At 73.7% G+C, this 22689-nt stretch carries 22 protein-coding genes; 3 read left to right on the top strand and 19 right to left on the bottom strand.

Features of this window, described 5'->3' with window-relative positions; translation table 11 throughout:
• Positions 1 to 69: 69 nt before the first annotated feature.
• The 13 genes from IQ279_RS20640 to IQ279_RS20580 form a co-directional block, all read right to left on the bottom strand.
• Positions 70 to 735 (bottom strand): response regulator, encoded by a 666-nt coding sequence (locus IQ279_RS20640; RefSeq protein WP_206350359.1) that lies wholly within the window; start codon positions 733 to 735, stop codon positions 70 to 72.
• Complete coding sequence (locus IQ279_RS20635) at positions 732 to 2192, bottom strand: sensor histidine kinase (protein ID WP_443742677.1); 1461 nt, start codon at positions 2190 to 2192, stop codon at positions 732 to 734. The genes IQ279_RS20640 and IQ279_RS20635 overlap by 4 nt, the downstream gene beginning before the upstream one ends.
• Positions 2193 to 2278: 86 nt before the next feature.
• Positions 2279 to 3058: an alpha/beta hydrolase family protein gene (locus IQ279_RS20630; RefSeq protein ID WP_206350358.1), complete on the bottom strand. Its 780-nt coding sequence runs from the start codon at positions 3056 to 3058 to the stop codon at positions 2279 to 2281.
• Positions 3051 to 4325 (bottom strand): kynureninase, encoded by a 1275-nt coding sequence (gene kynU / locus IQ279_RS20625; RefSeq protein ID WP_206350357.1) that lies wholly within the window; start codon positions 4323 to 4325, stop codon positions 3051 to 3053. Before kynU ends, IQ279_RS20630 begins: the two co-directional genes overlap by 8 nt.
• A complete protein-coding gene (locus IQ279_RS20620; RefSeq protein ID WP_206350356.1) occupies positions 4318 to 5229 on the bottom strand; it encodes a tryptophan 2,3-dioxygenase family protein in 912 nt (303 codons plus the stop codon). The genes kynU and IQ279_RS20620 overlap by 8 nt, the downstream gene beginning before the upstream one ends.
• A 126-nt stretch (positions 5230 to 5355) precedes the next feature.
• Entirely contained in the window at positions 5356 to 5769 is a 414-nt protein-coding gene (locus IQ279_RS20615) for a DUF3151 domain-containing protein (RefSeq protein ID WP_206350355.1), read from the bottom strand.
• Between the two features lie 225 nt (positions 5770 to 5994).
• Positions 5995 to 7017 carry a class II fructose-bisphosphate aldolase gene (gene fbaA / locus IQ279_RS20610; RefSeq protein ID WP_206350353.1) on the bottom strand — a complete coding sequence of 341 codons (1023 nt, stop codon included), beginning with the start codon at positions 7015 to 7017 and terminating at the stop codon, positions 5995 to 5997.
• Positions 7018 to 7373: 356 nt separating this feature from the next.
• Positions 7374 to 7913: an orotate phosphoribosyltransferase gene (gene pyrE / locus IQ279_RS20605; RefSeq protein WP_206350351.1), complete on the bottom strand. Its 540-nt coding sequence runs from the start codon at positions 7911 to 7913 to the stop codon at positions 7374 to 7376.
• A 67-nt stretch (positions 7914 to 7980) separates the two neighbouring features.
• Positions 7981 to 8805, bottom strand: coding sequence for an aldose epimerase family protein (locus IQ279_RS20600; RefSeq protein WP_307792456.1), 825 nt, complete (start codon positions 8803 to 8805; stop codon positions 7981 to 7983).
• Positions 8806 to 8847: 42 nt separating this feature from the next.
• Positions 8848 to 9918, bottom strand: a complete 1071-nt coding sequence (locus IQ279_RS20595; RefSeq protein ID WP_206350348.1) for an SRPBCC family protein — start codon at positions 9916 to 9918, stop codon at positions 8848 to 8850.
• Positions 9919 to 10034: 116 nt separating this feature from the next.
• Positions 10035 to 11798, bottom strand: a complete 1764-nt coding sequence (locus IQ279_RS20590; RefSeq protein WP_206350347.1) for a polyamine aminopropyltransferase — start codon at positions 11796 to 11798, stop codon at positions 10035 to 10037.
• A 166-nt stretch (positions 11799 to 11964) separates the two neighbouring features.
• Positions 11965 to 12498, bottom strand: coding sequence for a DUF2617 family protein (locus IQ279_RS20585; RefSeq protein ID WP_206350346.1), 534 nt, complete (start codon positions 12496 to 12498; stop codon positions 11965 to 11967).
• Positions 12499 to 13112: 614 nt separating this feature from the next.
• Positions 13113 to 13328 (bottom strand): hypothetical protein, encoded by a 216-nt coding sequence (locus tag IQ279_RS20580; protein ID WP_206350345.1) that lies wholly within the window; start codon positions 13326 to 13328, stop codon positions 13113 to 13115.
• 97 nt (positions 13329 to 13425) lie between these two features.
• Between IQ279_RS20580 and IQ279_RS20575 the strand changes: the two genes are divergently transcribed.
• Positions 13426 to 14655, top strand: a complete 1230-nt coding sequence (locus IQ279_RS20575; RefSeq protein ID WP_206350344.1) for a pyridoxal phosphate-dependent aminotransferase — start codon at positions 13426 to 13428, stop codon at positions 14653 to 14655.
• Positions 14655 to 15077, top strand: a complete 423-nt coding sequence (locus tag IQ279_RS20570; protein ID WP_206350343.1) for a hypothetical protein — start codon at positions 14655 to 14657, stop codon at positions 15075 to 15077. Before IQ279_RS20575 ends, IQ279_RS20570 begins: the two co-directional genes overlap by 1 nt.
• 87 nt (positions 15078 to 15164) lie before the next feature.
• Here the strand turns inward: IQ279_RS20570 and IQ279_RS20565 are convergent, their stop codons facing one another.
• Together IQ279_RS20565 and clpB are read right to left on the bottom strand one after the other, a co-directional pair.
• A complete protein-coding gene (locus tag IQ279_RS20565) occupies positions 15165 to 15692 on the bottom strand; it encodes a YbjN domain-containing protein (protein ID WP_206350342.1) in 528 nt (175 codons plus the stop codon).
• A 187-nt stretch (positions 15693 to 15879) separates the two neighbouring features.
• A complete protein-coding gene (gene clpB, locus IQ279_RS20560; protein ID WP_206350341.1) occupies positions 15880 to 18477 on the bottom strand; it encodes an ATP-dependent chaperone ClpB in 2598 nt (865 codons plus the stop codon).
• Positions 18478 to 18588: 111 nt separating this feature from the next.
• On the opposite strand from clpB, the gene IQ279_RS20555 reads away from it, so the two are divergent.
• A complete protein-coding gene (locus IQ279_RS20555; RefSeq protein WP_206350339.1) occupies positions 18589 to 19020 on the top strand; it encodes a pyridoxamine 5'-phosphate oxidase family protein in 432 nt (143 codons plus the stop codon).
• Positions 19021 to 19201: 181 nt separating this feature from the next.
• Here IQ279_RS20555 and IQ279_RS20550 read toward each other — a convergent pair whose 3' ends face one another.
• The 4 genes from IQ279_RS20550 to grpE all read right to left on the bottom strand — a co-directional run bounded on the left by IQ279_RS20550 (position 19202) and on the right by grpE (position 22632).
• The gene (locus tag IQ279_RS20550) at positions 19202 to 20062 is read right to left on the bottom strand and encodes a trypsin-like serine peptidase (protein WP_206350337.1); all 861 of its coding nucleotides are present in this window, start codon (positions 20060 to 20062) and stop codon (positions 19202 to 19204) included.
• A gap of 186 nt (positions 20063 to 20248) precedes the next feature.
• Positions 20249 to 20725 carry a heat shock protein transcriptional repressor HspR gene (locus IQ279_RS20545; RefSeq protein WP_093852620.1) on the bottom strand — a complete coding sequence of 159 codons (477 nt, stop codon included), beginning with the start codon at positions 20723 to 20725 and terminating at the stop codon, positions 20249 to 20251.
• A gap of 5 nt (positions 20726 to 20730) precedes the next feature.
• Positions 20731 to 21915, bottom strand: a complete 1185-nt coding sequence (gene dnaJ, locus IQ279_RS20540) for a molecular chaperone DnaJ (protein ID WP_206350335.1) — start codon at positions 21913 to 21915, stop codon at positions 20731 to 20733.
• A gap of 33 nt (positions 21916 to 21948) precedes the next feature.
• Entirely contained in the window at positions 21949 to 22632 is a 684-nt protein-coding gene (grpE, locus tag IQ279_RS20535; RefSeq protein ID WP_206350333.1) for a nucleotide exchange factor GrpE, read from the bottom strand.
• Positions 22633 to 22689 lie beyond the last annotated feature (57 nt).

The raw sequence follows: 22689 nt of genomic DNA, 5'->3' as shown, positions 1-22689 counted from the left end.
CGGCAACCGATCCGTGACCGGTTCCACCGCCCCGGGGGCCGGGAACGCCCCGGGTCCTGGCCGGACGCGTCAGCCTCCGGGGACGACGAGCCCCGACTCGTAGGCGAAGACGGCCGCCTGGGTGCGGTCGCGCAGTCCCAGCTTGACCAGCACCCGGCTGACGTGCGTCTTCACGGTGGACTCGGCGACGACGAGCCGGTCGGCGATCTCACCGTTGGACAGGCCCCGGGCGACGAGCGCGAGCACCTGCGTCTCGCGCTCGGTCAGGTCCCCGATGCGCTCCCTGAGCGGGGCGCGCGGGCCGTCGGCGGCCGAGAGCCGGGAGAACTCCGCGATCAGCCGCCGGGTGACCGTCGGCGCGAGCAGCGCCTCCCCGGCCGCCACCGTCCGCACCCCGTCGGCCAGTTGGCCGGCGGAGGCGTCCTTGAGCAGGAAGCCGCTCGCCCCGGCGCGCAGCGCCTGGTAGACGTACTCGTCCAGGTCGTAGGTGGTCAGGATCAGCACCCTGGCGGCCGAGCCGGAGGCGCAGATCTCGCGGGTGGCCTCCAGCCCGTTGACCACGGGCATGCGGATGTCCATCAGCACGACGTCCGGTTCCAGCCGGGCGACCGCTTCCACGGCCTCGCCCCCGTTGACCGCCTCGCCGACGACCTCCATGTCCGGCTGGGCGTTCAGCAGGACGGAGAAGCCCTCGCGGACCATCATCTGGTCGTCGGTGATCACCACCCGGATCACGGTGCGTCCTTGCGGAGCACGACCCCCGGCGCGGCGTCCGGTGCGGCGTCCGGCGCTGTGCCCGGTACGGCGTGCGATGCGGAGCCCGGTGCGGCATCCGGTACGGCCTCGTGCTCCACCGGCAGGAACGCCTCCACCGCGAAGCCGCCGTCCCCGGTCTCCTCGGCCGTCAGCTCGCCTCCGAGCATCGCCGCGCGCTCCCGCATCCCCATCAGTCCGTGCCCGGACCCCCCGGACGCCCTCACCGGCCCGTCGGGCGGCCCGTTGACGATCCGCAGGCCGAGCCCGACCGGTACGTGGCCCAGCTCCACCCGGGCGCTCGCGCCGGGCGCGTGGCGCAGGGCGTTGCTCAGCGCCTCCTGCACGATGCGGTACGCGGACAGCTCCACGCCCTGCGGCAGCGGCCGCGGCCTCCCGGTGGTCACCGACTCCACCTCCAGCCCGGCCCGGCGTACGTTCTCCAGCAGGCCGTCGAGGTCGGCGAGGGTGGGCTGCGGCGCCTCCGGACCCCAGTCGTCCAGGTCACCCGGCAGGTCGGCGCGGACGACGCCCAGGACGCGGCGCAGTTCGGTCAGGGCCGTCACCGCGTTCTGGCGGATGGTGGCCAGTGCCGCCACCAGTTCCTCGGGCGGGTCCTGGACGCGGTAGGGGGCCGCCTCGGCCTGGATGGCGACCACCGACATGTGGTGGGCCACCACGTCGTGCAGCTCGCGGGCGATGGTGGTGCGCTCCTCCAGCAGGGTGCGCCGGGACCGCTCCTCCTCCACCACCGCGACCTGCTCGACGACCTGCCGACGCGAGTCGCGCCAGCCGCGCACGGCAAGCAGCAGCGTGAGGGCGATCCCCGAGACCACCGCCATGGCGAAGGCGACCGCGGCCCCCCGGTAGGGGTCCGTCGCGGCGGCGAGCCCGCCGGCCAGTGCGGTCAGCAGCCACATGTGGAGCGAGATCCGCGGACGGGTGCGGGCGGCGACGCCCAGCATCACCACCAGGTGCGCCACGAAGGAGACGCCCGTCCAGGGCCAGGCGACCCAGGCGCCCGGGGCGACGGCCGCCGTGAAGAGCATGCCGCCCAGCGACAGCCAGAAGGCACCGATCGGCCGGAAGAGCAGCACGATCAGCGGCACGCCGAGGAAGAGCGCCCGGACGAAACCGCCTTCGCTGGAGTAGGAGTTGACGGCCTCGACGAACATCAGCAGCAGCGCCAGGCCCACCAGGGCCAGGTGCGGCAGCCGGCGGGCCGGGCCGCGCAGGGCGGCGGGCAGCGGGCGCAGCAGGCGGTGGTCCTCGGGCAGTGGGGGCAGCGGCCGGAAGGCGAAGGATCCGGTCAGCAGGTCCGCGCGCAGGTCGTGCAGGGCGTCGCGGGCCATCCGCAGCTCGGTGGGCTGCCGGGAGCCGCCGGCCGCCTTGGCAGCCGCCGTCTTCGTCCCCGCCGTCTTCGTCGCGGCGGTGTTCATGGTGTCGGTCACGGTCACGACACTAGGGACCGCGGGCGCCGGGGTCGTCCGCCCGCGGTCGCATCCTCAAAGGTCCGTCTCAGGTACTACGCGCCCGGGTGCCTCACGCCCGCGTACCGCGCCAGCTCCCGCGCCGGCAGCCCGAAGGCGGCCGTGCCCGGGGTGACGGGCGCGTAGTGGCCGGTGCCGGGCAGCTCGGCGAGCCGGACGGCGGGCCGGGCGGCGGCGTAGCGGCGGGACAGCTCGACGGGCACGTCCGCGTCCTCGGTGCCGTGCAGCAGCACCACGGGAGCCGTCTTCGGATCCGGCGGCGGCAGCAGCATCGGGTCGGCCTCCGGCAGCCGGGCCGCGAGATGCTCCTCACCGCCCAGCAGTTCGGCCACCGCGCCGCCGCTCAGGCCCAGCTCTTGGGCGCGGGCGAGATCGGCGACCGGGGCGACGGCGACCACCGGGCACCGCGCCAGGCCCCGGGAGGCCGCCCACAGGGCGAGGTGGCCGCCCGCCGAGTGCCCGGCCAGCGCCCGCAGCTCCCCCACCCCGCGCAGGTGCTCCAGGGCGGCGGCGACATCCTCGAAGGTGCCCGGCCGGCCGCCGCCCCCGCCGACACGCCGGTACTCCACCAGCGCCACCCGCAGCCCGTACCCGCCGGCCAGCGCGGCGGCGAGCGGGGACAGATGGACGCGGTCGTACGCCTCCCGCCAGAAGCCGCCGTGCAGGACGGCCACCAGGGGCGCGCCGGGCGGGCCGTACAGATCGATCACCTGCGAGGGGTGGGTGCCGTAGCGATCGGTGGCGGACGGCGCCACCGGGGCCAGGCCCAGCAGCGCCGCCTCCTCCGCCTCACCCGCGGACGCCGTCTCAGGCATCGCGCTCCGCCAGCACCTCGCCCAGGACCCGGGCGGCCAGCTCGGCGTCGGCGAAGGACGTGTACAGCGGGGTGAAGCCGAAGCGCAGCACGTCCGGGCGGCGGAAGTCGCCCACCACGCCGCGCGCGACCAGCTCCGCCATCACCTCCCCGGCGTCCGTGCAGCGCAGCGCGATCTGGCTGCCGCGCCGGGCGTGCTCGGCCGGGGTCACGGACTCCACCCGCCCGGCGGGCACATAACCGCCCACACAGCGCAGGAAGAAGTCCGTCAGGGCCAGGCTCTTGGCGCGCACGGCCGCCACGTCCACCCCGTCCCAGACCCTCAGCGCCTCCTCCAGCGCCAGCATGGACAGGATGTCCGGCGTGCCGACCCGGCCGCGCGGCGCTCCGTCGGCGGGCTCGTACTCGTGGCTCATGCCGAACGGGTCGGCGTGCGAGTGCCAGCCGGGCAGCGGGGAGTCGAAGCGCGGCTGGAGACCGCTGCGGACGTAGAGGTACGCCGGGGCGCCGGGACCGCCGTTGAGGTACTTGTACGTGCAGCCGACGGCCAGGTCCACGTCGTGCTCGTCCAGCCCGACCGGGAGGGCGCCCGCGCTGTGGCACAGGTCCCACACCGTGTACGCCCCCGCCCCGTGGGCGGCGGCGGTGATGCCGGGCAGGTCGTGGAGCTCGCCGGTGCGGTAGTCGACGTGGTTGACCAGCACGGCGGCGGTACGCGGGCCCACCGAGCCGGGGATGCCTCCGGGCGGGATCGCGCGGACCGCGGCGCCGGTCAGCCGGGCCGCGGAGGCGGCGATGTAGCCGTCGGTGGGGAAGGTGGTGGCGTCCACCAGCAGATCGGTGCGGGCCGGGTTGTCCTCGCGGGCCATCCGGATCGCGGCGACCACCGCCTTGAGGACGTTGACGCTGGTGGAGTCGCCCGCCACGATCTGGCCGGGCGCGGCGCCGACGATCGGGGCGATCAGATCGCCGACCCGCTCGGGCGCGGTCCACCAGCCGGACTCGGTCCAGGAGCGGATCCGCAGCCGTCCCCACTCGCGCTCCACCACGTCCGCGACGCGTGCGGGCACGGAACGGGGCAGCGCGCCCAGGGAGTTGCCGTCGAGGTAGACGACGCTCCCGCCCTTCTCGTCCTCCAGGACGAAGGCGTCGCGTCGGCCGGCCAGGACGTCGGCGGCGTCGAGCTCGGCGGCCTCCTCGCGCAGTGCTGTGTCCCCCGCGGCGTTCCCCACGGCGTTCCCGGGGGCGTTCTCGGTTGCGTCAGACATAGCTGCGGGCCGTCCAGAGCTCGGGGAAGACGTTCTTGCGGGCGCGCTTCTCCAGCCAGGCCACACCCGCGGAGCCGCCGGTGCCCTGCTTGGAGCCCATCGCGCGGCGGGTGGCCACCAGATGGTCGTTGCGCCAGCGCCAGACCTGCTCGGCCACCTCGGTCAGCGCCTCGCCCAGGCGCAGCAGATCGCTGCCGGGGTCGCCGGAGTAGATCCGTGCCCATACCTGCTCGACCGCTGGGTGGGGCTCGTACCGCTGCGAGACGTCCCGGCCGGTGACCTCCTCGGGGATGTCCTCGCCGCGGCGGGCGAGATGGCGCAGCACCTCGTCGTACAGACTCGGCTCGTGCAGGGCCTTCTCCAGCTCGTCGTACACGCGCGGCGCGCCGCGGTGCGGGACGAGCATGGACACGGACTTCTCCCCGAGCATGAACTCCATGCGCCGGTACATCGCGGACTGGAAGCCGGACCCCTCGCCGAGGGCGCCGCGGTAGGCGTTGAACTGCGCCGGGGTGAGGTGGGCCAGGGGCTCCCAGGAGGCGTTGAGCGAGATCATCTCGTACACCGAGCGCTTGAGCGCCTCCAGCGCGGTGCGCGGGTCGTCCGCGCGCAGCGCCCGGGAGGCGACCGTCCACTCGTGGACGATGACGGTGAACCACAGCTCCATCACCTGTGTGGTCACCAGGAAGGACATCTCTCCGGGGTCGTCGGAGAGGGGGTGCTGGAGGTGGGTGAGGACGTCCGCCCTGACGTAGTCCTCGTACGGTGTGGTGCCCGCGAAGTCGAGGTTCGGGTTCTCCGAACCGCTCTCGGCTCCGGCGCCGGTACCGGACCGCGCTTCGGTCTGCTGTGACGTACCGGACGGCTCTGACGGCTCTGACGGCTCTGACGGCTCTGACGGCATGACTGTTCTCTGTTCTCCTCGCGCGCTCGCCCGGGGTCGCCGGGCCTTCTCCGCAGATCATCGGTTCGGGACCCGGCGACGGCAAGGGCCGGTCGGGAGGGATCTCCCGTCAGAGGGTGTCTCCCGTCAGGAAAGCGTCGCCGCCGCGGTGGGCGAGCTCTCCTTCAGGAAGGTGGTGCAGCGCTCGTACTCCTCCTGCTCGCCGATGGCCTGGGCGGCGCGGGCGAGGGCGTGCAGGGCACGCAGGAAGCCCCGGTTCGGCTCGTGCTCGAAGGGGATCGGGCCGTGCCCCTTCCAGCCGCTGCGGCGCAGGGCGTCCAGACCGCGGTGGTAGCCGGTGCGGGCGTACGCGTACGACTCGACCGTGCGTCCGGCCGCGAAGGCGTCGTCCGCGAGCTGGGCCCAGGCCAGGGAGGAGGTCGGGTGCTCCGCGGCGACCTCGGCGGGCGAGGTGCCCGAGGCGAGCAGCTCACGCGGCTCGGGATCGTCGGGAAGGTGGGTCGGGGGCGGTCCCCCGAGCAGGTTCTCGTGAATGGCCATGGCCCCAGTCTGCACGCTCGCCGCCGTTGTGCGGAGGGCGGCGTGCGCAGAGCAGCGCGGCGTGCGCGGGGCGGCCGCGCAGGGCGGGACGCGGCGTGCCCGGTACCCGGCGGGTGCCGGGTACCGGGCACGCGTCCGTCCGAGTCCCCGCCCGGCCGCCCGGGCGGCCGGGCGGGGAGACCGTACGGGGAGACGCGGGTGCTGCGGGTGCCGCCTCGTCGGGTGTTACTTCATGCGGGTGCCGGTGGAGCGCAGGTCGGCGCACGCCTTGGTGACGCGCTCGGCCATGCTCTTCTCGGCCAGCTTGCCCCAGCTGCGCGGGTCGTAGGTCTTCTTGTCGCCGACCTCGCCGTCCACCTTCAGCACACCGTCGTAGTTGCGGAACATGTGGTCCGCGACGGGGCGGGTGAACGCGTACTGGGTGTCGGTGTCGAGGTTCATCTTCACCACACCGTTGTCCAGTGCGGTGGCGATCTCCTGCTCGGTGGAGCCGGAGCCGCCGTGGAAGACGAAGTCGAACGGGTTCTGCTTGCCGAACTTGGCGGCCACGCCCTCCTGGAGGTCCTTCAGCAGCTCGGGGCGGAGCACGACGTTGCCCGGCTTGTAGACGCCGTGGACGTTGCCGAAGGAGGCGGCCAGCAGGTAGCGGCCCTTCTCGCCCAGGCCCAGGGCCTCGGCGGTGCGGATGGCGTCGTCGACGGTGGTGTACAGCTCGTCGTTGATCTCGTGGCTGACCCCGTCCTCCTCGCCGCCGGTCGGCGTGATCTCGACCTCAAGGATGATCTTCGCGGCAGCGGCGGCGGCCAGCAGCTCCTGGGCGATCTCCAGGTTGTCGGCCAGGGTCTCGGCCGAACCGTCCCACATGTGGGACTGGAACAGCGGGTTCAGGCCCGCCTCGACGCGCTTGCGGGAGAGCTCCAGCAGCGGGCGCACATAGCCGTCCAGCTTGCCCTTGGGGCAGTGGTCGGTGTGCAGCGCGATGTTGACCGGGTACTTCTCGGCGACGATGTGCGCGAACTCGGCCAGCGCGACCGCACCGGTCACCATGTCCTTGCTGTACTGGCCGCCCAGGAACTCGGCGCCGCCGGTGGAGATCTGGATGATGCCGTCGCTCTCCGCCTCGGCGAAGCCGCGCAGCGCGGCGTGCAGCGTCTGCGTCGAGGTCACGTTGATGGCGGGGTAGGCGAACCTGCCTGCCTTCGCCCTGTCGAGCATCTCGTTGTAGACCTCGGGGGTTGCGATGGGCATCTGTCCGCTCCTTGATGGTTTGCGAAGCTCTACGGCTCTGGTGTGGGTCAACGGAACGACGTCATCGTCGTCCCCATCCTCCCAGACGTGTGAGATTGCTCTGCCCCCGCGTCCGGGGGACGGGATGGGAGCCCCCGGGAGGGGACCGGTTCGCCCACCGCGGCCCGGCCAGGGCCGACTGAGAGCCGCCCGGAGAGCGGCCGGGGCCGTCCCCGCACCGCCGGCCGGGCCACAGGGAGTCACCGTTTCACGTGAAACAGTGACTCTCACGGACCTCTCCGGTTGCCCCGCGAGGTTTGCGTGGGGCGGGAACCGGGACCGGGAACCTGAACCGGACTGGCGAGGCGAGGCGAGAATCAGGAAAGGTCCAGGTCCTCCAGTCCGTACGCCTGGTAGTACGGCAGCCCCGCCCTCTCGATCGCCGGGGCCGCACCGCGCTCGACGATGACCGCCACGCCCACGACCTCCGCGCCGGCCTCACGCAGCGCCTCGACCGCCGTGAGGACCGAGCCGCCCGTGGTGGAGGTGTCCTCGACCGCCAGCACCCGGCGGCCGGCCACGTCCGGTCCCTCGATCCGGCGCTGGAGGCCATGGGCCTTGCCCGCCTTGCGGACGACGAACGCGTCCAGCTTCCGGCCACGTGCGGCGGCGGCGTGCAGCATCGCGGCGGCCACCGGGTCGGCGCCGAGGGTCAGGCCGCCCACCGCGTCGTACTCGACGTCGGCGGTCAGATCGAGCAGCACCTGCCCGACCAGCGGAGCCGCCTCGGCGTCCAGGGTGATACGGCGGAGGTCCACGTAGTAGTCGGCCTCCTTGCCGGAGGAGAGAGTCACCCTGCCGTGGACCACGGCCTTTTCCTTGATCTGCTGCAGAAGCTTCTCGCGCGCGTCGCTCATGCCGATGAGCCTAAGCCAGCCCCGCGCCGCTCCCCTCACCCCGGTCCCGCCCGGCCCTGCCCCGTATCTACGCCGGCCTGCGCCACGACCAGACCGTGGAGACCTCCAGCGGATCGATGGGCGTGACCAGGCGGGGGTGGGAGTTGAGCCCGTCGGGCGGGCCGGTCTGCGGCTCCACACAGACGGCCTCGGGCTGCTCGTCGTAGACGACCACCCACTCGGCGCGGCTGGTGACCTTCAGCTCCAGCTCACCCGGCCAGGTCAGCGTCACGTCCACCCCGTCCGGCATGCCGAAGCAGTCGTCCCAGGGGCCCGGACGCGGCTCGATACGGCGGCCTGTGGGGATGTGGTCCCCACCCCGCTCCTCCTGCCAGGCGGGGGCGAAGTCCAGCTCCACGTCCTGCCCGCCCTGCCCGAGGTTGCGCAGGAACCAGGGGTGCCAGCCGGCCTGCGCGGGGAAGGAGTCCCCGGCCGTCTCCACTCCCAGGGTGAGGGTGAGGCCGCCGCCGTCCTCGGCCAGCTCCACCACCTGCGTCACCCGGCCCGGCCAGGGCCAGGGATCGGTGAGGTCACGGTGGAAGGACGCGGTCCGCTCGTCGCTGCGGACCGTGTGCCAGGGAGCGGCCCGCACGGTGCCGTGGATGGCGTGCTCCCCGGCGGTCACGGGGAGCTGGTACCGCTCGCCGCCGTTGAGGAACCGCCCCTGCCGGGTCCGCCCGCACCAGGGCACCATCACGAACGCGCCGTACCGCGACCCCTGCCTCAGCACCTCCGTACCGTCGATGCGCAGGGAGGAGATCCGGCAGCCGTGCGCCGGGTCGACGGTCACCTCGGTGCCGCCGGCTCGCAGACGGACTCCGCTGTCTGTGTCTTGGAGGTCATGGACAGTCACGTCCATGACCATAACCGCGAGAGCCGGCGGTAACCGCGATCTTCAGCGCCGCCGTCGCAGCACGCGGCCCACCACGACCGCCGAGGCCACCGCCAGCGCCGCCGCCGGAGCGGCCCAGCGCAGCACCGCCACGGCCGGGGAGACCTCCTCCGGCGGGGGCACGGGGGCGTAGCGGCCGCGAGGCGGGGCGTGGTCGACCTCCTCGGCGCTGCGCCCGATCATCGTCCGGCGGGCGTGGGCCGCCTCGGCGGCGGAACGCGACTCCTCGTCCAGTTCGTCGACGAGGTCGTCGCCCAGACCGCCGCCCTCGAACTCCCCGCCGAAACCGTCCCCGCTCGACGGGTCGAGCGAGGAGGGCGGAACCTCGACGTCGAAGACCCCCCCGGCCCGGGCCTCTTCGTCCGGGGCGCCCGGCGCGTCCGGGCCGCCGGGTCCCTCCGGCCCTCCCGCTCCCTCGGTGCTTCCGGCGCCTCCGGGACCTCTGCCGTTCCCGGCGTCCGCGCCGTTCCTGGCGTCCGCCGAACCGGGCGTCTCGGGCGCGGGGATGCCCGGGATCACGGGCTCGTTGTCGTCGGGCTCGCCGATCCCGCCGGGTGCGGCGACCGTACCGGCGGCGTCCGCCGGGGAGACCGGGTCGGCCGCCATGCCGGCGGCCAGTTCACCGCCGAAGCGGTCCAGCAGCCGGCGGCCGGCGGCGGACCGCTGCTTCTCCTCGAACTCCGTGATCCGGCCGTCACCGCGCAGCTTCCCGGTGCAGCGGAGCACGGTGCCCTCGCCGTCGTCGGCCGGGCGCGGCACGATCGTCAGGGACAGCTCCACCGAGCCGTCGCCCCGGGCCTCGGCGCCCTCTCCGCTGACCGTGCAGACACCGTCCTCGCCGCCCTCGTCGTACGTCAGGCGCAGGCTGCCGCGGTACGTGATGCTTGAGCCGCCGATCCGCACCCGCAGCCGTCCCCGGACGACCGCGCCGGCCCCGCCGGGCACCGCGTCGGGGGTCTCGGGTTCCAGGCCGTCGGGCTGGAGCCCCGGCACACAGCGCACGGCGCGCTCCGGCTCGGCGAGCGCCGCCCGCACGGCCGCGGCAGTGAACGGAACGTACACCTCATGCTCCATGGGGCGGAGCCTACCCAGTACCTCCCCCGCCAGTGCCCGCTCCGTACGGGCGTCGGCACGTCGTACTCCGCTCGCCCCTCGCCCCCGCGTGCCGGATTCCTCCCGCCGGACGCGTCTCAGTCCCGGTAGCGGGGGTGCGTCAAGGTGGAGGGCCGCAGGCCGGCGATACGGTTCTGCTCCGCGCGGGCCGCGGCGCGGCGCAGATCCGCCGCGCCGAAGGCGTGCGGGGCCGGACCCTCCGGCCCGAGGGCGAGCGGCGGCGGAGTGCCGTGTGCCGCCAGCACGAAGCCCCAGTCGCCGGGCCCGTCGCCGGGCCCGTCCCGGCCTTCCGCGGCCGTACCGTCGCGCCCCCGCGGACGGTCGGAGCCGGCGGTCAGGCCGGACAGCCGCCCGTCCACCGTGTAGGGGGCGGTGCGCAGACCCGCGGTCCGCAGTGTGGCCTCCACCGTCCAGTACGTACGGGGGCTTTCCCCGGCCGGTCCCGCGTGCACCGCCAGCCGCCCCCGCTCCGACAGCGCCCGCGCGGCCAGCCCGAAGAACTCCTGCGAGTACAGCCGGGAGCTGTCCGAGGCGCCGGGGTCGGGCAGATCGGAGACGATCACGTCGTACGGCGGCCGGCCGGAGTCCGGCCGGGAGCGCAGCCAGTCGAAGGCGTCCCCCGTCTCCACCCGCACCCGCGGGTCGTCCAGCGAACGGCGGTTGAGGCGGCCGAGCACCGGGTCGGTGCGGGCCAGTTCCACGACACCGGGGTCGAGTTCCACCACCGTCACCGACTCCACCCCCGGATGGCGCAGCACCTCGCGCAGGGCCAGTCCGTCACCGCCGCCCAGGACCAGCACCCTGCCGTGCGGGCCGGCCGCCATCGCGGGGTGGACCAGCGCCTCGTGGTAGCGCCGCTCGTCCACGCCGCACACCCGCAGCCGGCCGTCGAGGAACATCCCGAAACCGGCCGGCTCGCTTGCGCCGGAGTGCCGGACGCCCTCGGTGAGCACGATCTCCTGCACGGCGGTGTTCCGCACCGTCCGCACCTCGCCGCCGTACACCGCCCGGCGCGCGGCCTGCTCGAAGGAGTCGACGACGGCGACCCCGGTGACCAGCAGTGCCACCACCAGTGCGTTGACGAGCAGCAGGACGCGGCGCGAGCGGGGCGACAGGTCGCCGCGGAACAGCCACAGCACCAGCACGCCGCCCGCGACGGCGTTCACCGTCCCGACCGCCAGGGCTCCGGGGAGCTGGCCCATCAGCGGGAGGAGCAGGAAGGGGAAGGCGAGCCCGCCGACGAGGGCGCCCACGTAGTCCGCGGCGAACAGGTCGGCGACCGCGCCGCCGGCGTCCTGTTTCCGGATCCGCTGGATGAGGGTCATCAGCAGCGGCATCTCGGCGCCGATGAGGACCCCGATGACCAGCGAGAAGCCGATCAGCACCGCCACCGAGCCGCCGACCCAGGCGAAGTAGGCGTACAGCGCCATCGCCGAGCCTCCGCCGACCAGCGCCAGCAGCGCCTCGACGATCCCGAACCCGGCCGCGGCGCGGGTGCGCAGCCGTTTGGCGAGCAGCGATCCCAGGCCCATGGCGAAGACCATCACCGACAGCACGACGGAGGTGTGGGTGACGGAGTCGCCGGCCAGATGGGAGCCGAGGGCGACGAGTTCGAGTTCATAGACGAGACCGCAGGCGGCGCAGACGAAGACCGTGGCGAGGACGAGGAAGCGCCCGGCCCCGGGCGGTACGGGCAGCCGTGCGAGTTCCTGCGGCCGCTCCTGTTCCCGCGCCTGCTCCTGCTCCTGCGGTGCCGCCTGCGACGGGGCCCGCGGCGGCTCCTCCCGCGGTGGCGCGGGCCCCGACGCCCCCGCCGGTACGGAAGCGGGCATTTCGATCATGCCGGGAACGCTACGGGACGCCTCCCGCGAGGCCTGTCACCCACACAGGTGCAATGAACCGCACATGCGCGCGAGCCGACACTCCTTGATTCCGTGTGCGGCGCGTACGTCCCGGCGGGGGCGCGCGGCGCGCACCCGCGTACGCCCTGCACGGGCAGCGCCGGGATCACACGCCCACCCGCTCCGGTTCCCGCACGCGCGCACCCACCCTGGTGTGGGTCACGACGAGCCGCCGCTCCTGCGGGTAGGCGTGCCAGGTCCGCCAGTGCGTCTGGAAGCCGCGCCGCTGGACCAGCAGGGCGGTGAAGGCGTTCGGGCTGCCGGGAAAGGTGCCGGCCAGCCCGTGCGGGTGGTCCGCGACGAGCGCGAGCAACTCCTGGGCACGCCCCGCGAAGGAGCGGTCGGAGAGCGTCTCGACGCGTGCCGCGAACGCGTACTCCCAGTCGTCCATCCGTTTCGACACCCCCAGCGGCAGCGGTGTCCTGCTGCCGGGGATGCACGCCACGGTCTCCGAGCAGAAGATGCCGCCCTCGTCCGCGAGCAGCACCTGGTGTGAAGCGCCGAGAAGTCTCAACTGGACGGCCGTTCCCTCAAGTTCGAGGTCCAGCTTCGCCAGGGCCGGCATGGGGTCGCGCCCGAGCGCCCAGGCGAGGTCACCGGCGCGGGTGTCGGTGTACGGGGTCTTGAGATCGGTGAGCATGGGTCGGCTCCGCAACGCAGTGAGGGCGGGCCGGCTCAGCCCCCTGGAACAGGGCCCCGAAGAGGGGGCAGGGATGCTGCCTGCCGCCGGCTCGCGCCCACGTGAAGTCCGGGTACACCAGTCACCGAACCACGGAATGTGCGGCTCCTACAGGCTTTTTACTCACCTTCGCCTGTTCTCCATACCAGCGGGGGCCTAGCAGGTCAGATGTTCTCCCCGCTGAACTGCAACCGCCGTACGGGTGAACAGCGTCAGCCGCCTCCGCATCCCCCGCCGCACCCGCCGCCACCGCCGTACCCACTGCCGTGTCCACCGCCGTGCCAACCGACGCCGGCGCCGAGCCACGCCCCCGAGGCTCCCCCGCCGGTGCTCCGCCGGACGCGGCGGCCCCTTCTCGTGACCGCGCCGACCGCCACCACGGCCAGCACCAGGACCAAAGCCATGCAGACGATGACAGAAACCGTCATGGCATCCCCCTCATGTCCCCTCGTGTCCCCCGTGCCCGCACATCCCCCGTACGGGTCTGAAGTCACGATCCCCCCGCGCCGCCCGCGTCAAAGCCGAGTTGAGGAAGTCCAGAGCTTCGGGCCGTCATCGGACGGGCCCGGCGCCGCTCAGTCCCCTCCGCCCCCTCCACCGCACCCGCCGCCCGAGTCGCCCGAGCCGCCGTCCGAACCACCGTCTCCCCACCAACCGCTGTCACCGCCGCCGGACGAACCGCCCCGCCGGCCCCCGGCCGTCCGGCGCCCGCCGCGCAGGGCCGGAACGACCACCGCCACGACCAGCAGCACCATGAACACGGCGAGACCGCCGACCAACCACCCCACCACGACACCCCTCTCCCGCGCCCCCACCGGGGCCGCCGTCACGACATCCGCAGCAAAGCACGGGCGGGGGGAGTTGAGGAAGCCGGGTGCCGGGCGGAGGATGACCGCCATGACCTCCACCGGACGACCGCTGCTCAACCGCCGCCTGGCCGGATTCGGCACGACGGTCTTCGCCGAGATGTCGGCGCTGGCCGTCCGGACCGGATCGATCAACCTGGGCCAGGGCTTCCCCGACACCGACGGGCCCGAACAGGTCCGCGAGGCCGCCGTGCGCGCCCTGCGGGAGGGCCGCGGCAACCAGTACCCGCCCGGCCCCGGCGTCCCCGAGCTGCGCGACGCGATCGCCGTCCACCAGCGGCGCTTCCACGACCTGGAGTACGACCCCGGCGCCGAGGTCCTGGTCACCGCCGGGGCCACCGAGGCGATCGCCGCCGCCCTGCTGGCCCTGGTGGAGCCGGGCGACGAGGTGATCGCGCTGGAGCCGTACTACGACTCCTACGCGGCCTGCGTCGCCATGGCCGGCGGCACCCGCGTCCCCGTCACCCTGCGGCCCTCACCCGGGCCCGGGCCGGCGTACCGCCTGGACCTGGACGAGCTGCGCGACGCCGTCACCGGCCGCACCCGGCTGATCCTGCTGAACACCCCGCACAACCCCACCGGCACCGTCCTCACCCGCGAGGAGCTGACGGAGATCGCCGCGCTGGCGGTGGAGCGGGACCTGCTGGTGGTCACCGACGAGGTCTACGAGCACCTGGTCTTCGACGGCGAGCACATCCCCATCGCCTCCCTGCCGGGGATGCGCGAGCGCACCGTCTCCATCTCCTCCGCCGGCAAGACCTTCTCCTTCACCGGCTGGAAGGTCGGCTGGGTGACGGGCACGCCGGAGCTGGTGTCGGCGGTGCGCTCGGCCAAGCAGTACCTCACCTACGTCTCGGCCGGCCCCTTCCAGTACGCGGTCGCCGAGGCGCTCGCCCTGCCGGACTCGTACTACACCGGGCTGCGCGAGGACCTGCGCGCCAAGCGGGACCTGCTCGCGGACGGCCTGGACCGGGCGGGCTTCAAGGTCTTCCGCCCCGCCGGCACGTACTTCGTCACCACCGACATCCGCCCCCTGGGCGAGAGCGACGGTGTGGCCTTCTGCCGCGCCCTGCCCGAGCGCTGCGGCGTCGTCGCCGTGCCCAACGCGGTCTTCTACGACCACGCGGCGCAAGGCGCGCACTTCGTGCGCTTCGCGTTCTGCAAGCGCGAGGAGGTGCTGCGGGAGGCGGTGGAGCGCCTGGGCGCGCTGAGCCCGGCCCCGGACCCGGTCCGCACCCGGTCCGCCTCCTGATGGCCGAGGCGCTGATCTTCGCGGCGATCCTCGGCCTGCTCGTCACCGTCATGAACTGCGTGCGGTACGCGGACCCGGACCACCATCCCGTCCGGCTGTACAGGACCTGGCAGTGGGCCCTGGGGGCCGCGCTCTGCTACTGCGCGGCCCTGCTGTGCTACGGGTGGGGCGCGTTCTCCGGGTTCACGAAGACGGGCGAGGCCTGTGCCGTGGATGCGGGGAAGCCGCCGACCGCACGTCCGGACTCGATCTCGCAGGACGCGTTCCCGCTGTCCACGGTCTGCCGCTGGGAGGACGGTACGGAGGTCGACATCGTGCCGCTGTTCGTCAATCCCGTGGTGCTCGCCCTCGTGGCGGGGGCCGTCGTCTGTCTGGTGTACGCCGTGCGCACGGCGCGCGGGCACGGGAACGCGCACGGGTAGGCCGGACGCGCGGCGGCCCCGGCGCGGCGGACGCGAGGCGTTCCGTGCACCGGGGCCGCGCGGGGCCTCGTGTGGGGGGCGGAGAGATCAGCCCTCACCCTCACCGTCGGACTCCTCGACGTCCTTGGCCAGGCCGAGCTGCTCCACGAGCCAGCGGTCGAACTCGACCGAGGCGCGGATCCAGCTCACCGTGCTGGAGACGAAGTGCTCCAGCGAGACGCCGACGCCGACCAGCATCTGGGCCTCGCCGATCAGGCGGACCGTGCCGTCGTCGTGCGTGTGGCTGTAGACCTTCGGCCACAGGGTGCGGCGGTTCCAGTCGTCGATCAGCTCCAGCAGGCGGGTCTTGTCCTCGATGGAGTGGGGACGGTCGTAGAACGTCCGGACGGAGAAGACCTGCTGCTCCTTCTCGCCGCGGAACATGAAGTAGGTGCGGAACTCCTCCCACGGCGCCGCGAGGTCACCCTCGTCGTCGACGACGTACTTCAGCTCCATCTGGTCGAGGAGCTGCTTGACCAGGTCCTGGTCCGGGATGACGGGCCCGGCAGGCCCCGTCGGCTGCTGTTCGGGCTGCTGGCCCCCGAAGTTCGGGATCGAGGACGGGTCGATAGTCACCGTGGATTTCCCTTCATACGATTCCTGCCATCCTCCCCCACCCCGGCCCCGTCCTGGCAAGCCCGGGCCTCGCCGCTCGCCCGTCGGACTGACGCGTCCGCCCGCCGGGCGGACGCCCGGGGCCGTGAGGGCCCCGGGCGGTGCGGCGGGCCCCGTGGCGCGGACCCGCCGCCTCCTCACCGCGCCGTCACCGCACCGGGGCGACGGTCAGGCCCTCCTCCTCCAGGCCGACGTCCACGCGGACGGTGTCGCCGTCGCGGACCTCACCGGCCAGGATCGCGCGGGCGAGCCGGTCGCCGATGGCCGTCTGGACCAGGCGGCGCAGCGGCCGGGCGCCGTAGGCCGGGTCGTTGCCCTCGACCGCCAGCCAGTCCAGCGCGGCGTCGGAGACGTCGAGGGTGAGGCGGCGGTCGGACAGGCGCCGGGAGAGAGCGCCGATCTGGAGCCGGGCGATGCTGCGCAGCTCCTCGCCGCTGAGCGCGGAGAAGACCACCAGGTCGTCCAGCCGGTTGAGGAACTCCGGCCGGAAGGCGGAGCGGACGCTCGCCATGACCTTCTCCCGCTTCTCCTCCTCCTTGGAGAGGGGGTCCATCAGGAACTGGCTGCCGAGGTTGGAGGTGAGGACGAGGATGGTGTTGCGGAAGTCCACCGTCCGTCCCTGCCCGTCGGTCAGCCGCCCGTCGTCGAGCACCTGGAGCAGGATGTCGAAGACCTCGTGGTGTGCCTTCTCCACCTCGTCCAGCAGCACCACGGTGTACGGGCGCCGCCGCACGGCCTCGGTGAGCTGGCCGCCCTCCTCGTAGCCGACGTAGCCGGGGGGCGCGCCGACCAGCCGGGCGACCGAGTGCTTCTCGCCGTACTCGCTCATGTCGATGCGGACCATGGCCCGCTCGTCGTCGAAGAGGAAGTCGGCGAGCGCCTTGGCCAGCTCGGTCTTGCCGACGCCGGTGGGGCCGAGGAACATGAACGATCCCGTGGGCCGGTCGGGGTCGGCGACCCCGGCGCGGGAGCGGCGCACGGCGTCGGAGACGGCGCGCACGGCCTCGCCCTGGCCGATCAGCCGCCGGCCCAGCTCCTCCTCCATGCGCAGCAGCTTCTTCGTCTCGCCCTCCAGCAGCCGCCCGGCGGGGATGCCGGTCCAGGAGGCGACGACGTCGGCGATGTCGTCCGAGCCGACCTCCTCCTTGACCATGGTGTCCTTGCTCGACTCCTGCTCCTGCTCGGCGGCCGAGGCCTCCTCCAGCTCGCGCTCCAGGGTGGGGATCTCGCCGTACAGCAGCTTGGAGGCGGTCTCGAAGTCGCCGTCGCGCTGGGCGCGCTCGGCCTGGCCGCGCACCTCGTCGAGCCTCTCCTTCAGCTCGCCGACGCGGTTGAGGCCCTGCTTCTCCTTCTCCCAGCGGGCGGTCAGCCCCCGCAGCTCCTCCTCGCGGTCGGCCAGTTCGCGGCGCAGCCGCTCCAGTCGCTCCCGGGAGCTCTCGTCGCTCTCGCCCGCCAGCGCCAGCTCCTCCATCTTCAGCCGGTCCACGGCGCGCTGGAGCTCGTCGATCTCCACGGGCGAGGAGTCGATCTCCATGCGCAGCCGGGAGGCGGCCTCGTCGACCAGGTCGATGGCCTTGTCCGGCAGGAAGCGGGAGGTGATGTAGCGGTCGGAGAGGGCGGCGGCGGCCACCAGCGCGCCGTCGGCGATCTGGACCTTGTGGTGCGCCTCGTAGCGGCCCTTGAGGCCGCGCAGGATGGCGATGGTGTCCTCGACGGTGGGTTCGGCGACCAGCACCTGCTGGAAGCGGCGCTCCAGGGCCGGGTCCTTCTCGATCCGCTCGCGGTACTCGTCCAGCGTGGTGGCGCCGACCATGCGCAGCTCGCCGCGGGCCAGCATGGGCTTGAGCATGTTGCCCGCGTCCATCGCCGAGTCGCCGCCGGCGCCCGCGCCGACGACGGTGTGCAGCTCGTCGATGAAGGTGATGATCCGCCCGTCGCTGGACTTGATCTCGCCCAGGACGGCCTTGAGGCGCTCCTCGAACTCGCCGCGGTACTTGGCCCCGGCCACCATCGCGCCCAGGTCGAGGGCGACCAGGCGCTTGTTCTTCAGGGACTCGGGGACGTCGCCCTTGACGATCCGCTGCGCCAGGCCCTCGACGACCGCCGTCTTGCCGACGCCGGGCTCTCCGATGAGGACGGGGTTGTTCTTGGTGCGCCGCGAGAGCACCTGTACCACGCGGCGGATCTCCTGGTCGCGGCCGATGACGGGGTCGAGCCGGCCCTCGCGGGCCGCGGCGGTCAGGTCGGTGCCGAACTTCTCCAGTGCCTTGTAGGTGCCCTCGGGGTCGGCGGTGGTGACGCGCTGGCCGCCGCGGGCGGTCTCGAAGGCGGTGAGCAGCTTCTCGGCGGTGGCCCCCTGCTCGGTGAGCAGCCCGCCGGTCTGGCCGCCCCTGGCCGCCAGGCCGATGAGCAGGTGCTCGGTGGAGACGTAGGCGTCGCCCAGCTCCTTCGCCCGCCGGGAGGCGTCGGCGAGGACGGCCATCAGGTCGCGGTCGGGCTGCGGCTTGGCGACGGTGGAGCCCTGCACGCTGGGCAGCGAGCCCAGCAGCCGCTCGGCGGCCGAGCGCAGGGCGGCCTGGTCGGCGTCGGCCGCCGCGAGCAGGTCCTGGATGTTCTCGTTGTCCTGGCCCTCCAGCAGGGCCAGCAGCAGATGTGCCGGGGTGATGTCGGGGTGGCCCCCGGTGAGGGCGCGGTTGTTGGCCGCGCTGATCGCGTCCCGGCTCCTGTTGGTCAGCTCGGCGTCCACGGGTGCGTGCTCCTCCTCCTGTCGCCAATTCTGCACACATCAACATGCAGTAAGTTGAGTCTATTCCACTCAAGGCGCGAACGGGAGTGCCGCCGGGATAGTTTCCGGAGCATGGCCAGTGAATCCCGGCGGGACCCAAGGCACCCGGACGACGCGTACCTCGCCTTCTGGCGGGAGCGGCATCTGTGCACCCTGACCACGCTCCGGCCCGACGGCACTCCCCATGTGGTGCCCGTCGGGGTCACCTACGATCCCGGGGCCGGTCTGGCGCGGGTCATCACCCGCCGCACCAGCACCAAGGTCGCCAACGTCCTGGCCGCCGCGGACCGCCCCGGAGGGGCCCGGGCCGCCGTCTGCCAGGTGGACCGGGGGCGCTGGGCCACCCTGGAGGGCACCGCCTCGGTGCGCGCCGACGCCGACGCGGTCGCGGACGCGGTCGCCCGCTACGCCGAGCGGTACGGACGCACCCCCGCGCCCAATCCGGAACGTGTGCTGATCGAGATCGCCCTGGACCGGGCGATGGGCACCGTCCGGCCCCTCTGACCTGTCCGAGCCCTCTGCCCCCTACCCCTCTGCCCCGTCCGGCCCGCACCCGGTGCCCCGCCGCCCGCGCCCGCGCCCGCGTACGGCAGGACGCCGCCCCGCCCGGTCGCACATCGGGCGGGACGGCGTCGGCTCGTGGGGCCCGGTCGGGACCGGAGGCCGGGCGCGGCTCCTGCGCGGCTCAGCCGCGGGAACCGCCCGCCGCCCGGAGCAGCCGGCGCGCCTCGGCCGGGAAGGGACGGCCCAGCACCCGGCCCCGGTCGTCGCCGACCGACATCACGGCCACCACCGTGCCGGACTGGCTCGCGGCGTCGTAGTCACGCAGCCACGGCCCGCCGCTGGACCCCTGGGTCAGGTCGCAGGACTCCAGCAGCAGCCCGCCCACGTTCGGCTGCCGGGTGTCCCGCTCGGTCAGCAGGGTGGGCGTGCCCGCGCAGTGGGCGAGCGTCTCGCCGTCGTACGGCTCGGTGGCCGGGTAGCCGAGGGCCGTGGTGCGCTCGGCCGGCTCGACGGGCTCGAAGTCCAGGCGGTTGGCGCCGACCGTCTCCTGGAGCGTCCGCCCGTCCTTCCTCTCCACCTTCAGGAAGGCGTAGTCGTACGGCAGGGCCTGCGGCAGCTTCCCCCGCTTCCAGGCGGACTCCAGGTGCACCGACTCCACCCGCCAGCCGGCCCGGGCGGCGTTCGCGGTGCCGTGGCGGTCGTAGGCGGGGACGAACCAGGCCTGCTTCCAGCGGGCCTCGCCGGGGTTGTGGACGCAGTGGGCGGCGGTGACGACGACGCTTCCGTTGGGGGCGTCCACGACGGCGCCGGAGCAGGCCAGCAGCTGCCCGTCCGGATAGGTCCCGATGAGCTTCCCGACGGTCCGCACCGTACCGCCGGGCCAGGGGGCCCGGGGGGCGCCGGCCCCGTCGGCCGTTGTGCGAACGGCCGCGGCACCGGGCACCGGATCGACCACGGGGACGCCCAGGGGAGCGGCCCCCAGCAGCGCGGCGGAGGTCGTGACGGTCACGAACGCGGCTATGACGGCACGTATCCTGTCCATGCCCTCACGCTGCGCCCCTCCCACGCCGGCATGCCATCCGCACACCGCCGGACGGGTGGCGCGAGGCGTCCGTTCGGGCGGCCCCGGACGGACGCATGTGTACGCCGGACGGCCCTCACCGGGCCCCCGCCGGAAGCCGGCCGCGGGGGCGCCGGGGGCGTGCCCCGGCACACCGCGGAGTGAAGGTCAGTCGGCGGAGCGCTGAGGCCGCCAGACCACCAGCGCGCTGGACTGCCGCACGTCGTGGTAGGGCACCAGGTCGCGGCGGTAGGAGGCGTGCACCTGAGCCTCACGCTGGCGCATGGCCACCGCGGCCCCCTCCACCGCCTGCTGGAGCTCGGCCACCTTGGCCTGCAGGGCCGCGACCTGGTTCTCCAGCTCGATGATGCGCTTGATGCCCGCGAGGTTGATGCCCTCGTCCTGCGACAGCCGCTGCACCTGGCGCAGGAGCTGGATGTCACGCGCCGAGTAACGGCGGCCGCGCCCGGCGGTGCGGTCGGGGGAGACGAGACCGAGCCGGTCGTACTGCCGCAGTGTCTGCGGGTGGAGCCCGGAGAGCTGTGCCGCCACGGAGATGACGTAGACCGGTGACTCGTCCGTCAGCTCGTACGGGTTGGCGCGCCCCCGTCCCTGGCCCTGTCGTCCGCGGCCGTAGCCGTCCATATCGGTCATTCTCCCTTCGCGGCCTTGAACAGCGCCGCCCGCGGGTCCTCGCCCGCGGTCGCGTCACGGTAGGACTCCAGCAGGTCCCTCGCCTTGTCGCTCAGTTCCCTCGGGACCGTCACCTCCATGGTGACCAACAGGTCGCCCCTGGTGCCATCCTTGCGCACCGCCCCTTTTCCGCGGGCGCGCATCGTCCGGCCGCTCGGCGTGCCGGCCGGAAGCCTCAGGGTGACCGGTGGGCCGCCCAGGGTGGGCACCTTGATCTCGCCGCCGAGCGCCGCCTCCGTGAAGGTGACGGGCACGGTGACGGTCAGGTTGTCGTCCTTGCGGCCGAACACCGGGTGCGGCTCGACGTGCACCACGACGTACAGATCGCCGTTCGGGCCACCGCGCTCGCCCGGCGCGCCCTTGCCCCGCAGCCGGATGCGCTGGCCGTCGGAGACTCCGGCGGGGATGCGGACCTGCATGGTGCGCGAGCTGGTGGCCCGGCCGCTGCCCTTGCAGACCTCGCACGGGTCCTGGGCGATCAGGCCCCGGCCCTTGCAGTCCACGCACGGGTCGGTGAGCGAGAACCCGCCCCCGCCGCCGCGGCTGACCTGGCCGGTGCCGACGCAGGTGGGGCAGACCCTGGGGGTGCCGTTCTTGTCGCCGGTGCCCGCGCATGCCTTGCACGCCGCCGAGCTGGACATCCGCAGCGGGACCGTGGCCCCGTCCACCGCCTCGGTGAAGCTGAGCGTCACCTCGGACTCGATGTCCTGGCCGCGGCGCGGCTGGGTGCGCGTGCCCGCGCCGCCGCCCCGGCCGAACAGCCCGCCGAAGACGTCCCCGAGGCCGCCGCCGAAGCCGCCCGCCCCGGGGGCGCCGCCGCCCTGGGCACCCCCGAAGAGGTCGCCCAGGTCGAAGTTGAAGCCGCCGGGGCCGCCCGCCCCCGGGCCGGCGCGGAAACCGCCGGCGCCGAAGAGCGCGCGGGCCTCGTCGTACTCCTTGCGGCGCTTGGGATCGCCCAGGACGTCATGGGCCTCGGAGACCTCCTTGAAGCGCTCCTCGGCCCGGGCGTCGCCCTTGTTGGCGTCCGGGTGGAACTCGCGGGCGAGCTTCCGGTACGCCTTCTTGATCTCCGCCTCGGTGGCGTCCTTGGGGACGCCGAGGACCTTGTAGTAGTCCTTCTCCACGAAGTCCTTGGTGCTCATCCCCGGCGTCCCTCCTCCCGGTCTTCCCTCGCGTCAGCCCTGCTCGGGGCCACCGCTCTCCTCATCAGCTGCCGTCTCCGCCTGCTGGTCCTCGCCCTTGCCGGGCTGCGCGCCCGGCTGGGGCTCGGCTACGCCGACCCGCGCGGGCCGGATGGTGCGCTCGCCGATGCGATACCCGGGCTGCAGGATCTGCACGCACGTCGTCTCGGTGACGTCGGGCGAGTACGAGTGCATCAGGGCCTCGTGCACCGTCGGGTCGAAGGCCTCGCCCTCCTTGCCGAACTGCTGCAGGCCCATCTTCGCCACGACCGTCTCCAGCGACTCGGCCACCGACTTGAAGCCGCCGACCAGTTCGCCGTGGTCCCGGGCGCGGCCGATGTCGTCGAGCACCGGCAGCAGCTCGGTGAGCACGTTGGCGATCGCGACCTCCTTGACCGCCACCCGGTCCCGCTCGACCCGGCGGCGGTAGTTGGAGAACTCCGCCTGGAGCCGCTGCAGGTCCTGGGTGCGCTCGTTCAGCGCGGTACGGGTCTGGTCGAGCTGGGCGGTCAGTGCCGCCGCGCCCTCGGCGTCCCCGGAAGCCCCGGGGGCCGCCTCCGGGGCCGCCTCCTCGGCGGCCTCGGAGGCCTGCGCCGCGTCACCGGGCTGCTCGCCCGGCTTGCCCGGCTCGGCGGGGACGTCGGGCTCCTGCTCGAAACCCGGGGTCTCCTCCGTCACGCTGCACCACCCTTGGGCTTGTCGTCGTCGACGATCTCGGCGTCCACCACGTCGTCG

The sequence above is a fragment of the Streptomyces verrucosisporus genome, from assembly GCF_017114865.1.
Lineage (GTDB): Bacteria > Actinomycetota > Actinomycetes > Streptomycetales > Streptomycetaceae > Streptomyces > Streptomyces fenghuangensis.
The sequence above is the reverse complement of the archived record's forward strand: the minus strand, read 5'-3'. Positions and strand labels throughout refer to the sequence as shown.

Bases quoted from the DNA above. Each gene is read 5' to 3' on its own strand.
- IQ279_RS20635 (WP_443742677.1), bottom strand. From the start codon at position 2,192: ATGAACACCGCCGCGACGAAGACGGCGGGGACGAAGACGGCGGCTGCC.
- IQ279_RS20630 (WP_206350358.1), bottom strand. From the start codon at position 3,058: ATGCCTGAGACGGCGTCCGCGGGTGAGGCGGAGGAGGCGGCGCTGCTG.
- kynU (WP_206350357.1), bottom strand. From the start codon at position 4,325: ATGTCTGACGCAACCGAGAACGCCCCCGGGAACGCCGTGGGGAACGCC.
- IQ279_RS20620 (WP_206350356.1), bottom strand. From the start codon at position 5,229: ATGCCGTCAGAGCCGTCAGAGCCGTCAGAGCCGTCAGAGCCGTCCGGT.
- IQ279_RS20615 (WP_206350355.1), bottom strand. From the start codon at position 5,769: ATGGCCATTCACGAGAACCTGCTCGGGGGACCGCCCCCGACCCACCTT.
- fbaA (WP_206350353.1), bottom strand. From the start codon at position 7,017: ATGCCCATCGCAACCCCCGAGGTCTACAACGAGATGCTCGACAGGGCG.
- pyrE (WP_206350351.1), bottom strand. From the start codon at position 7,913: ATGAGCGACGCGCGCGAGAAGCTTCTGCAGCAGATCAAGGAAAAGGCC.
- IQ279_RS20595 (WP_206350348.1), bottom strand. From the start codon at position 9,918: ATGGAGCATGAGGTGTACGTTCCGTTCACTGCCGCGGCCGTGCGGGCG.
- IQ279_RS20590 (WP_206350347.1), bottom strand. From the start codon at position 11,798: ATGATCGAAATGCCCGCTTCCGTACCGGCGGGGGCGTCGGGGCCCGCG.
- IQ279_RS20585 (WP_206350346.1), bottom strand. From the start codon at position 12,498: ATGCTCACCGATCTCAAGACCCCGTACACCGACACCCGCGCCGGTGAC.
- IQ279_RS20575 (WP_206350344.1), top strand. From the start codon at position 13,426: ATGACCGCCATGACCTCCACCGGACGACCGCTGCTCAACCGCCGCCTG.
- IQ279_RS20570 (WP_206350343.1), top strand. From the start codon at position 14,655: ATGGCCGAGGCGCTGATCTTCGCGGCGATCCTCGGCCTGCTCGTCACC.
- IQ279_RS20555 (WP_206350339.1), top strand. From the start codon at position 18,589: ATGGCCAGTGAATCCCGGCGGGACCCAAGGCACCCGGACGACGCGTAC.
- IQ279_RS20550 (WP_206350337.1), bottom strand. From the start codon at position 20,062: ATGGACAGGATACGTGCCGTCATAGCCGCGTTCGTGACCGTCACGACC.
- IQ279_RS20545 (WP_093852620.1), bottom strand. From the start codon at position 20,725: ATGGACGGCTACGGCCGCGGACGACAGGGCCAGGGACGGGGGCGCGCC.
- dnaJ (WP_206350335.1), bottom strand. From the start codon at position 21,915: ATGAGCACCAAGGACTTCGTGGAGAAGGACTACTACAAGGTCCTCGGC.